Genomic DNA, 12327 nt, shown 5'->3' on the forward strand with positions numbered 1-12327 from the left:
CTGGTAATCTGAATGAAAAATAGATAAGTGAATTTTATTTAACTAATCGTTAAGATTTACTTTATGAGCATTTAAATCTGAAAGTCTTATTACATATTTTACGCTTAACTTTTTGTAGCTTTGGTTTTCCATCAAAATAAACAAAATGTCTGACAATAAACGTGTCTTTTTAGTTGATGCCTTCGCATTAATTTTTCGTGGCTACTATGCCTTTATAAAAAACCCTAGAATAAACTCAAAAGGTGTAGATACATCAGCGATTATGGGGTTTATGAATTCGCTTTTAGATGTTATAAAACGTGAACGTCCAGACCATCTAGCTGTTTGTTTTGATAAAGGCGGAAGTACAGACCGTGTTGAAATGTTTGAAGCCTATAAGGCTAATAGAGACGAAACGCCAGAGGCTATAAAAATTGCTGTACCTATTATACAAGATATTTTAAAAGCCATGCATATTCCTATTATGGCTAAAGCTGGTTTTGAAGCCGATGATGTTATTGGAACGCTTGCAAAACAAGCCGAAAAAGAAGGTTACCAAACTTTTATGGTAACTCCAGATAAAGATTTTGCGCAATTGGTTTCTGAAAATATTTTTATGTATCGCCCCATGTTTGGTGGTGGTTACGAAACTTGGGGAATTCCAGAAGTTCAGAAAAAATTCGAGGTAACAGATCCATTACAAGTTATTGACTTTTTAGGTATGATGGGAGATGCTAGTGACAATATTCCCGGATTACCTGGAGTTGGAGAAAAAACAGCCAAAAAGTTTTTGGCTGCTTATGGCAGCATGGAAAACCTTTTCGCAAACTCACATGAGCTTAAAGGTAAAATGAAGGAGAAAGTAGAAGCGAATCAAGAACTTGGGTTATTATCTAAGAAGTTAGCAACCATAATGCTTGATGTTCCTGTAACTTTTAATGCTCAAGATTTTGTATTAGACCAACCAGACATTCCTAAAGTAGTTGAGATTTTTGAAGAATTAGAATTTAGAAGGTTAATAGATAATTTCACTAAAACATTTTCGGTAGAAGCACAAAAAGTTCAAACTACCGAAACTGCATCAGTAAAAGCAATTCCTAAAGAAACACCAAAGGAAGCAGCAAGTGCTGGAGCAGGGCAATTTAGTCTGTTTGGAGGAGATCCAAATTCCGCGGAAGCGCCAACAGAAACAAACACAAGAAAAACAGCAGAAACAACATCGCATTTTTATCAAAGTGTTGCCTCTGGAATGGCTACCAAATTGTTTATTAAAAATTTAATGAATCAAACTTCGGTTTGTTTTGATACGGAAACCACAGGTTTAAATCCGTTAACTGCCGAGTTGGTTGGAATCGCTTTTTCTTGGGAAGCAGGGAAAGGGTTTTATTTACCATTTCCGGAAGATAAAAGTGAAGCGCAAGCGTTAATTGAGCAACTGCGTCCGTTTTTTGAAAATGAAACGATTGAAAAAATTGGTCAGAACTTAAAATATGATATAAAGGTATTGGCTAAATACAATGTTGATGTAAAAGGCAAATTGTTTGATACCATGTTGGCACATTACCTTATCAACCCAGACATGCGTCATAACATGGATGTATTGGCAGAAACGTATTTAAATTATACGCCAATTTCTATTACAGAATTAATTGGTAAAAAAGGAAAAAACCAATTATCGATGCGCGATGTTCCTTTAGAAAAACTAACAGAATACGCCGTTGAAGATGCAGATATTACTTGGCAGCTTAAAGAGCATTTTAAGAATGAATTAGGTGAAGCTAATACCCAAAAACTGTTTAATGATATTGAAGTACCACTAGTACGTGTACTTGCCGCCATGGAATTAGAGGGGATTAATTTAGATGTAGATTTCTTAAATGTTTTAGCTGAAGCTTTAAATAGCGATATTGAAGCCTTAGTATCTAAAATATACGAAGTTGCTGGCGAAGAATTCAATATTGCTTCACCGAAACAACTAGGTATTATTCTTTTTGAAAAACTAAAACTTGTAGACAAACCTAAAAAAACAAAAACGGGTCAATACAAAACGGGAGAAGATATTTTATCTGCTTTAGCCAAAGAGCACGAGATTATCCAAAATATCTTAGACTATCGTGGCTTAGCAAAATTAAAAAGCACCTATGTAGATGCTTTACCGTTACAGGTAGAAGAAGCTACAGGTCGCGTACATACAGACTATATGCAAACGGTTGCGGCTACGGGTCGTTTAAGTAGTAACAACCCGAATTTACAGAACATTCCTATTCGTACCGAACGTGGTAGACAAGTTCGTAAAGCCTTTATTCCAAGAAATGAAAACTACACCTTATTGGCTGCCGATTATTCGCAAATTGAACTTCGTATTATTGCGGCTTTAAGTCAAGAAGAAACCATGATTGAAGCTTTTAAAAACGGAGAAGATATTCACGCTTCTACAGCATCGAAAGTCTTTAATGTGGCCATAGAAGATGTGACTAGAGAACAACGTAGCAATGCTAAAACTGTAAACTTTGGTATTATTTACGGTGTTTCTGCATTTGGATTAAGTAACCAAACCGATTTATCTCGTGGTGAAGCCAAAGAACTTATTGACACGTATTATGAAACCTATCCAAAACTAAAAGCATACATGAGCGAGCAAGTCGATTTTGCGCGCGATAACGGTTATGTAAAAACGGTTTTAGACCGAAGAAGATATTTAAAAGACATTAATTCTGCCAATGCTATTGTTCGCGGAGCTGCAGAACGTAATGCTGTAAACGCACCTATACAAGGTAGTGCAGCAGATATTATTAAAATTGCCATGATTAATATTTATGACAAACTACAGGAAGGCGATTTTAAAACCAAAATGCTTTTACAAGTGCATGATGAATTGGTTTTTGATGTCTATAAACCAGAATTAGAGACCATTAAAACTTTGGTTAAAACCGAAATGGAAAATGCTTTTAAATTGGAGGTGCCTTTGGATGTTGAGTTGGATACTGGTGATAATTGGTTGGAGGCACATTAAATAATATTTCTAACCATTTTTTTTAGTCCTATTAAAGTACATTCCGAAAACCCATTTTTTATATCAAATACATTATTATTATATAAATGTAACACAAACCTATATTCAATTTCTTTCTTTTTTACTTTGAAAGTATGAAATTGATCTTTTTTAAAAGAAGAACTAGTCAATGAATCAGCATCACAAGGTAATAAAGCAAGGCTATAATGTTCAAAATTTCTATCTGGAGTATCATCTAAAATAGTATAAAAGGGTTGTTGAATGATATTCTTATTTATCCTTTGAGATATTTGAACCCTTTGAGTTTCTATATTACTACCTTGAAATGCTTTATAGAAATTAGCTTCTTTCTTTTTAAAATCAAATAAATCCCTATATTTTGACGGGAAAAACTCATGTAAAATAATAAAATATAGTGTAAGAATAGTTTCTAAATAATTGCCAGAGCCTTCAAAATAAAAATCAGGCATCAATCCTATATAATTTCCTTTCTTTGAACTTTTTCTTATATTTCTTAAAATATAAAATTTATTAAACATTTTTTTTACTCTTCTTGGATTTGTAAAATCCAAATCTTTTAAAAAAATTGATACTCTATTTGAAACGTCTTTATCTTCAAAATATACACTTACCAACTTCAACAAATTCTCATGTTCTGGCATAGTAAATGAAATATCAAATATCTTTTCTAAGTACTCGTTGGCTTTTACGACTTTCCCATACTTAGTTCTAACAGCTTCATTAATCGCCTTTTTATCAACACCGCAAAAGAAAATAGTTTTCTCCCCATAAGTAAAAAACAATTTTAATGCAGATAATAAATTCAGTACATTTTCTGGTTCGCATCTATCTAAATCATCAATAAAAACAATGTTATACTTTGGATTTTTTCCTTTTGTTATTAAATCTTCCCATCTAACAAACTCAGTTTTAAATTTCTTCTTTAACTGTAAAAACGTTTCTACTGGTGCTTCTTCTAAAGTCTCAATTATTTTACTGCCATCAATACTTAACCCTGGGAAAGTAATTCTCATAGATTTTGAAAACCCTTTGAATAATTTGCCCGCTATTTCAACTATTTCTCCTAATGCTTTATTTGTAGAGTCCTGACTTTCAGTTGTAAGAAACTCTAATAAGGATAGTGATAAATTAGAATCACTTTCAAACTCCCACGCTTCAAAAAAGAACGTATTAAAACTTCCATTTAATTCTTTTTGAAGATACTTCATCAATGTGCTTTTACCACTTCCCCATTCACCATAAAGTGAAAACATTTTAACTTGCGAAAACTCTTCTATATTAGTTTCTAAAAAGGTTTTAATGATTTCACCTTTGTCAATAATTCCCAGATAATCACTATCTACGGTAAGGTTTTCAATAGGAAGGTTTGGTAAAATCTTAGACATAAAATTGATTTTCTTTAAAAATAAGAAAACACAATTAATTATGAGCTTCAAGAAGGCAATTTTAAAACAAAAATGCTTTTACAAGTGCATGATGAATTGGTTTTTGATGTCTATAAAACAGAATTAGAGACCATTAAAACATTAGTAAAAACCGAAATGGAAAATGCTTTTAAAATGGATGTTCCTCTAGATGTAGAATTGGATACTGGTGATAATTGGTTGGAGGCACATTAATTTTTAATATAAAAACCTCGTCAAATCAATATTGACGAGGTATAAAACAAAACTATTAATTTAACAAAAACGTAAGCCCTGCAGTAAATTGTGTGCTGTTTAAAGAAAAATTAAATCTTTTACTAGTATACTCACTTTCCTCTTCCTCACCAATATTATTTTTGCCATCAATATTACTATAGCCAACGGAACCTAAATTAGCTTTTAATAGTATCTTCTTTGTTACAAATAAACTTATACCAGGTCTCAAACCTATAAAATATTCGTTGCTTTTATTTGTTGAGTCATTTAATGAATTAGAATTACTATACTCATGCTTATAATGATTATGTGAATATCTAAGTTCGCCTCTTAAACTAAAAGCCACTTTTTTACCTATCGGAAAGTATTTTTTAATATACGGAAAAACACTATACTCATTGTTGTAATAGTTTCTTTCTGAATAATCATCATCATAATCCTTAGATTTAGAAAAACTATGTGAATAACCTGCACCAACTCCAATTACTAAATTATCTTTTATTGCATAGCCATAATTTGGCGAAAAACTCAAATTAAAAGATTGAGAATCATAAGTGCCAAATTCGTTCTCAGACTCATCATTATTATTCCATAATGATATATCTCCAGTAATTTCAGTTGTTTTTTTCTTTATTAAAAAACTACTTTTTTGTTGTTGTGAAAATGATAATGTACAAGCTAAGACAGTTAAAAATAAAATGATGTTTTTCATAATGTTTGTTTATTTGATTAATAAAAAACACTACGTATCAACATCTATACCCAAAGCTATTTATTTAGCCTTTTTTGTATTACTTAACGTTAATTTAATTCAAGGTAATTCGCTCTAAATTTTAACATATTGATTATAAGAATAATATGGTTTCTTTCCATAAAAACAAACTAATTAACGCCTTTTCTTTTTGCTTTTAAACTTAGCCTTATTCTTTCGTTGATTAAAAGGCACAGCATCATTAAACGTGTTTTTAGCGTCACCACTTGGCTTATTTTTACGCCATTTTTCAGTTTTTTCTGGAAGTAGCACTTTTAGTAAATCTTGACGCCCTAATTTGTTTAACGTCTTTTTAATCCACGCTTTGTTTTCATCCTTATACCAAAAGAAAAAACGATGTTGTTCATCTTTTTCTTTTCTAGTAATTGGTGTATTTACTTTTTTAAGTGTGTATGGATGGTAACCACTATAATAAATTACAGTAGCAACCGTCATTGGCGTTGGTGTAAAGCCTTGAACTTGCTCTAACTGGAAACCCATATCTTTAGTTTCGGCAGCTAGATTTGCCATATCTTCAACCTCGCAAGCTGGGTGATTAGAAATGAAGTACGGTATTAATTGTAACTTCAAACCTTTCTTAATATTTATCTTATCAAAACGCTCCTTAAATTTATGGAAATAACTAAATGAAGGTTTACGCATTAATTTCAAAACAGGATCACTAGTATGCTCTGGTGCCACTTTAAGTCGGCCAGAAACATGCTTGGTCATCACCTCTTCCGTATAATCATCTAACTCTTTTGGGTCTGCGTTTTTATTAAATTCTGGCACCAACATATCATGTCTAATACCACTTCCAATAAAGGACTTTTTTACTTTTGGATGACTATCGACCGCTTGGTATAATTCGGTTAATGGTTTGTGCGATGTATCAAGGTTACTACAAATAACTGGCGAAATACAACTTGGCGCTACACACTTATCGCATATAGACTGTATTTTCCCTTTCATTTGATACATGTTAGCACTTGGACCTCCAATATCACTTAAATAGCCTTTAAAATCGGGCATATTAGCCACCGTATCAACTTCTTTTAAAATAGATTCTTTACTACGAGATGCAATAAATTTTCCTTGATGTGCAGAAATGGTACAAAAGCTACAACCGCCAAAACATCCACGATGAATATTGATAGAAAACTTTATCATTTCGAACGCAGGAATTGGCCCTCGCTTATTATATTTTGGATGTGGCAATCGTGTATAAGGTAAATCGAAAGAAGCATCAATTTCCTTTTCCGTCATGGTTGGATAAGGCGGATTTATCATCAACATCTTATCACCTACTTTTTGAAAAATTCGTCTTGCAGCTAATTTATTTGACTCTTGCTCTATAGTTTTAAAATTAGTAGCAAATTTCTTTTTATCCTTTAAACAAACCTCATGCGAAACAATCTCGACATCTTCCCAATTACTGTTTTTTGGAACCTTAGCATCAGCATCCAACAAAACAGCAGTTTGCATTATTGTATTTATACTCGAAAAAGGAACACCTTTTTGCAGCAATCTTACAACTTCACGCAAAGGTTGTTCTCCCATACCATATACCAACATATCTGCCTTAGAGGTTTCTAAAATAGTTGGCAATAGCTTATCGCTCCAATAATCGAAGTGGGTAACACGACGTAAAGAGGCTTCAATACCACCAATTAAAACCGGAGTATCTGGCCATTTCTCTTTTAAAATTTTAGAATATACCGACGTTGCATAATCGGGTCTGAATCCTATATCACCATTTGGCGTATAAGCATCTTTATCACGACGTTTTTTATTCGCATTATAGTTACTAATCATCGGGTCCATGCAACCACCAGTAACACCAAAAAATAATTTTGGCGCTCCCAGTTTTACAAAATCCTGAAGATTATCATTTACATTTGGTTGCGGCACAATAGCAACACGCAAACCAAAACTTTCTAACATACGACCAATAACTGCAGGTCCAAATGTTGGGTGATCTACATAAGCATCACCACTAAATAAGATAACATCTAGTGCTTCCCACCCGCGTATTTTAACCTCTTTGTTTGTGGTAGGTAACCAATCTGAAAGTTGTAACTCTTGCATAGCGCTGCAAAAATAGGCAAAAATCGCCGCTTAAACATTATAACTCAATTTATCTGAGAGTTTAATAGGAATCGATTATTTTTCATATTTTCTATGGGAGAAGAATATTTAGAAGATTAAATAATATTTCTTTTATGCAGTTTTTATCTATTTTACATTAGCTAAAACTCGACCGTTATTAAATAAATCTACTTCTTTAGGTGCTTCAGTTTCATAAACAAGTTCCTCACTATTATCGTTATATACGGCGTAAAGAACTAGCGTGTTTTTTTTTCCAGTATAGGAAACTAAGTCAAAAACATTTTTTCTAATTAAATTGTTTTTTTGTTTTTCTGTAAAAACATTAAACTTGCTTTGACTGTATTGATGATTTACTGTAGATATAGCTCTGTAATACTTAATTGGTTTTTCTTCAAGCTCTAAAGCTACTTCCATTGGTTGAATAACGTCTTTAATTTTATCCTTTACACCTAAACGAACATCTACTCTAAATACTATGATATCTCCATCTACATAAACCATTACAGTATATAAGCCTGGAAGAAGCTCATCTAAATTTATATCAATACTATTAGATACATTATCATAAATAGTACGATCTAAAGTTTCTTTATTATAAAAAAATACTTTGTTTATAATACTTTCTGGTTCAGACAAACTTAATGTATTATCCAGGATGGATTGTTCCAAACTTATTGAAGCATCATTATTTGGATATAACTTGCTTTGCGCATTTAAGCCTACAGCACTTAGTGCTATAAAAATTAATATTTTATACATAACATAAATCTCTAATTAAATTACTCCTAGAGCTTATGTATCTTGAGTGAAGATCGACATAAGTTCTTGAATCACAATTAACTAAAGTTATTCCTTAATTAATTTAATAATTGATTGGTTAGTCATTTTGAAATTGGGGTATCAAATGAAAACGTTCATTTCAGCATCGAAAAACTCATCAAAATATATCATGAATTTATACTACTAAAACTATACCACAAATATAATTGCAATACGATTTATGAAAAAATACTTTTTAAGTTTAATATAAACTTTTAGACCAAATAACTACAAATTAGGATTAAATACCTTACAAGTCCATGGCTTTTATACTTTCTATTCTATTTCGCTCTAAAAAAGCATCAATAGTCTCAAAATGTTCAATAACACGCTGGTCTTTAAACTCGAATACTTTTTTGGATAACCCTTGGAGAAAATCACGATCATGAGACACCAATATAAGTGTACCATCAAAATCTAATAATGCTTCTTTCAAAACATCTTTCGATTTTAAATCTAAGTGATTTGTTGGTTCATCCAATATAAGTAAGTTAACAGGTTCTAATAGTAGTTTTACCATGGCTAATCTTGTTTTTTCACCACCAGAAAGCACACTTACTTTTTTATCAATAGCATCGCCTTTAAACATAAAGCGACCCAAAATATTTTTTAATTGTTTTCTAACATCACCTTTAGCTACTTCATCTACTGTTTGAAAAATGGTTAAGCTCTCATCTAATAAAGCAGCTTGATTTTGCGCAAAATACCCAACTTGTACATTATGCCCTAAAGCACATTCACCTTCCACATCAATTTCATTTAAAATGGCTTTTATCATGGTTGATTTTCCTTCACCATTTCTACCAACAAAACACACTTTTTCGCCTCTAGAAACCGTCATGTTTGCATCATTAAACACCACATGATCGTCATAAGATTTAGAAACTTCTTTTACTATTACCGGATAATCACCAGAACGTTGCGTTTTTGGGAAACGCAATTTTAATGCAGATGTATCGACATCGTCAATTTCTATAATTTCTAACTTTTCAAGCATACGCTCACGCGAATTCACTTGGTTGGTTTTAGAAAACGTTCCTTTAAATCGATCTATAAATGCTTGGTTATCGGCAATAAACTTCTTTTGCTCTTCGAAAGCTTTTATTTGATGCGCTCTTCGGTCTTCACGCAACTGCAAGTAATGCGAGTAGTTTGCCTTGTAATCGTAAATCTTACCCATAGTAACCTCGATAGTTCTATTAGTAATGTTATCGATAAAAGCTTTATCATGTGAAATCACGACTACGGCATTGGCTTTATTCAACAAAAAGTCTTCCAACCAAATAACCGACTCAATATCTATATGGTTGGTAGGCTCATCTAATAAAATTAGATCGGGTTTTTGTAATAAAATTTTAACCAATTCAATACGCATACGCCAACCACCACTAAACTCGCTTGTTTGTCTGGTAAAATCTTCCTGCTTAAAACCTAAACCTTTAAGTGCTTTTTCAACTTCGGCATCATAATTTACATCTTCAAGCGCATAATATTTTTCACCTAAGTCTGATACACGTTCTATGAGTTTCATATAATCATCAGACTCATAATCGGTGCGCGTTTCTAACTGCTTGTTTAAATCTTCCATCTCCTTTTTCATGTTAAACACATGACTAAAAGCTTTAGATGCTTCATCAAAAACGGTGGTATCATCTTCAGTAAGTAAATGCTGTGGCAAATATGCAATAACGGTTTCTTTAGGACTCCTTACATGACCGCGTGTTGCGGTTTGGACACCTGCAATAATCTTCATCATCGTAGACTTCCCTGCACCATTCTTCCCCATAAGGGCAATTTTATCATTTGCATTTATAGTAAAAGACACATCGCTAAATAATGTATGTCCACTAAATTCTACCGCTAAATTATCTACTGAAATCATAATGAAAATTTTAAAGATGCAAAACTAATAAAAGCCTTGAATTGTTAAGCACATCTATTAATTGATTTTGTTTAAATTTATAAGACACTCCATTACACCGTTTTTTTAATTAATTTTGCAAACTGTTTTAATTAACGATGAGCATTATTTCAAAAGACATACAAAAAGCGGTAGCACTATTAACAGCCGATAAACTTGTAGCCATTCCTACGGAAACGGTTTATGGTTTAGCGGGTAATATTTTTAGCGAAAAAGCTATAAAAAGTATTTTTGAAACTAAAAAGCGTCCGTTTTTTAATCCGCTAATTGTTCATATTCCTTCAGTTGAATCATTAGATAGTATTGTAAGTCATATTCCAGAAAAAGCAAAAAAATTAGCTGATGCCTTTTGGCCAGGATCGATGACCTTAGTTTTAAAAAAACAATCTACAATTCCAGATTTAATAACTGCAGGGAAAGATACCGTAGCTGTACGTGTGCCAAATCACCCTGTAACTTTAGAGCTTTTAAAACAATTACCATTCCCGTTGGCAGCACCAAGCGCAAACCCGTTTGGGAGTATTAGCCCAACAAAACCAGAACATGTTGAGCGTTATTTTAAAAACGACATTGAACAAGTTTTAGATGGCGGACCATGTACAAACGGAATAGAATCTACTATAATAGGTTTTGAAAATGACGAACCTATTATATATAGACTAGGTGCACTTGCTCTCGAAGACATTGAAGCTGTTGCTGGAACAGTAAGGATAAAAAACAAAAAAGAAGTCAGCCCTGATGCTCCAGGAATGCTTGATAGGCATTATGCGCCATCAACCAAAACAATTCTTTCTGAAAATATTTTAGCTGAAATTAAAAAGCATTCTGGTAAGCGTATTGGTGTGCTTACTTTTAAAACAGATTTAAAAACTGAATCTATTACATTACAAATCATCTTATCTCAAAAAGGTGATATGGCAGAAGCAACATCAAAATTATACGACGCCATGCATCATTTAGATCACCAAAATCTAGATGTAATAGTAGCAGAAAAATTTCCCGATTTCGGACTTGGCAAATCTATTAACGACAGGTTACAGCGTGCTACATTTAGTAGTTAATTTTTATAACACTCAGCTATCTGATTTTCAAGCATAAAAAAACCTCACACAACGTTTGGTAATCCAATAGTTTATCGTAAATTTGCAAACTCTTTTTGAGAGAGGAATGTTTAATAATTAAAAAATCAAAGTGTGGACACATTAAGCTACAAAACGATTTCAGCAAACAAAGCTACTGTAAATAAGGAGTGGGTTTTGGTTGATGCTGAAGGTCAAGCGCTTGGTCGTTTAGCTTCTAAAGTTGCAAAACTAATTAGAGGTAAACACAAGCCAAATTTCACACCTCATGTTGATTGTGGAGATAATGTTATTATTATCAACGCAGACAAAATTACGTTATCTGGTAACAAATGGGCTGACAAGTCATACATTCGTCACACAGGATATCCAGGAGGTCAAAAAAGTTTAACTGCTACAGAATTGTACGGAAAAGATCCTGCAAGAGTAGTAGAAAAAGCGGTTAAAGGAATGTTACCTAAAAACAAATTAGGTGCTACTTTATTCCGTAATTTAACAGTTGTTGTTGGAACAGAGCATGCTCATGCAGCTCAAAAGCCAAAAACAATAAATCTAGAAGAATTTAAATAACATGGAAGTAATTCACAAAATTGGCCGTAGAAAAACGGCTGTTGCGCGCGCTTATGTTGCCCCAGGAAAAGGTAACATTACAATCAATAAAAAAGACTTAGCTAATTATTTTACTACTGCTACTTTACAGTACAAAGTAAAACAACCATTAGTTTTGACTAACAATGACGCCAACTTTGATATTACAGTTAATGTATATGGAGGTGGTATTACTGGACAAGCTGAAGCTGTTCGTTTAGCAATTTCTCGCGTTATGTGTGAGATAGATGCTGAAAACAGATTAATCTTAAAGCCAGAAGGTTTATTAACAAGAGATCCAAGAATGGTTGAACGTAAGAAATTCGGTCAGAAGAAAGCTCGTAAGAAGTTTCAATTCTCGAAACGTTAATATCCTGGACATGGTTCAGGATCTGTGTTTCAGAGTC

General features: G+C 32.7%; 9 protein-coding genes and 1 pseudogene. 5 read left to right on the forward strand and 5 right to left on the reverse strand.

The genetic code is table 11. From position 1 onward, the window contains the following. The first annotated feature begins 145 nt into the window (after window positions 1-145). Window positions 146-2992: a DNA polymerase I gene (gene polA, locus SJY43_RS02745; protein ID WP_396602317.1), complete on the forward strand. Its 2847-nt coding sequence runs from the start codon at window positions 146-148 to the stop codon at window positions 2990-2992. Here polA and SJY43_RS02750 read toward each other — a convergent pair. Further along, a complete protein-coding gene (locus SJY43_RS02750) occupies window positions 2989-4398 on the reverse strand; it encodes a P-loop NTPase fold protein (protein ID WP_396602318.1) in 1410 nt (469 codons plus the stop codon). The genes polA and SJY43_RS02750 overlap by 4 nt on opposite strands. A gap of 42 nt (window positions 4399-4440) precedes the next feature. On the opposite strand from SJY43_RS02750, the pseudogene SJY43_RS02755 reads away from it, so the two are divergent. Continuing rightward, window positions 4441-4632 (forward strand): annotated as a pseudogene (locus SJY43_RS02755) (DNA polymerase); the annotation flags it as partial. Between the two features lie 55 nt (window positions 4633-4687). On the opposite strand, the gene SJY43_RS02760 reads toward SJY43_RS02755, so the two are convergent. From SJY43_RS02760 to SJY43_RS02775, 4 genes are all read right to left on the reverse strand, one after another. Continuing rightward, window positions 4688-5365: a hypothetical protein gene (locus SJY43_RS02760; protein WP_396602319.1), complete on the reverse strand. Its 678-nt coding sequence runs from the start codon at window positions 5363-5365 to the stop codon at window positions 4688-4690. 174 nt (window positions 5366-5539) lie between these two features. Beyond that, complete coding sequence (locus SJY43_RS02765; protein WP_396602320.1) at window positions 5540-7492, reverse strand: YgiQ family radical SAM protein; 1953 nt, start codon at window positions 7490-7492, stop codon at window positions 5540-5542. A gap of 147 nt (window positions 7493-7639) precedes the next feature. Next, window positions 7640-8272, reverse strand: coding sequence for a hypothetical protein (locus tag SJY43_RS02770; RefSeq protein ID WP_396602321.1), 633 nt, complete (start codon window positions 8270-8272; stop codon window positions 7640-7642). Window positions 8273-8582: 310 nt separating this feature from the next. Continuing rightward, on the reverse strand, window positions 8583-10214 hold the full coding sequence (locus SJY43_RS02775; RefSeq protein ID WP_396602322.1) for an ABC-F family ATP-binding cassette domain-containing protein: 1632 nt from the start codon (window positions 10212-10214) through the stop codon (window positions 8583-8585). 137 nt (window positions 10215-10351) lie between these two features. Here SJY43_RS02775 and SJY43_RS02780 point away from each other — a divergent pair, with 137 nt between their 5' ends. The 3 genes from SJY43_RS02780 (at window position 10352) to rpsI (ending at window position 12290) form a co-directional block, all read left to right on the forward strand. Next, window positions 10352-11314, forward strand: coding sequence for an L-threonylcarbamoyladenylate synthase (locus SJY43_RS02780; protein ID WP_396602323.1), 963 nt, complete (start codon window positions 10352-10354; stop codon window positions 11312-11314). 132 nt (window positions 11315-11446) lie between these two features. Beyond that, window positions 11447-11902: a 50S ribosomal protein L13 gene (gene rplM / locus SJY43_RS02785; RefSeq protein ID WP_396602324.1), complete on the forward strand. Its 456-nt coding sequence runs from the start codon at window positions 11447-11449 to the stop codon at window positions 11900-11902. A 1-nt stretch (window position 11903) separates the two neighbouring features. Next, entirely contained in the window at window positions 11904-12290 is a 387-nt protein-coding gene (gene rpsI, locus SJY43_RS02790) for a 30S ribosomal protein S9 (RefSeq protein ID WP_396602325.1), read from the forward strand. Window positions 12291-12327: the final 37 nt, after the last annotated feature.

Source organism: Algibacter sp. R77976 (assembly GCF_044594645.1).
GTDB lineage: Bacteria > Bacteroidota > Bacteroidia > Flavobacteriales > Flavobacteriaceae > Algibacter_B.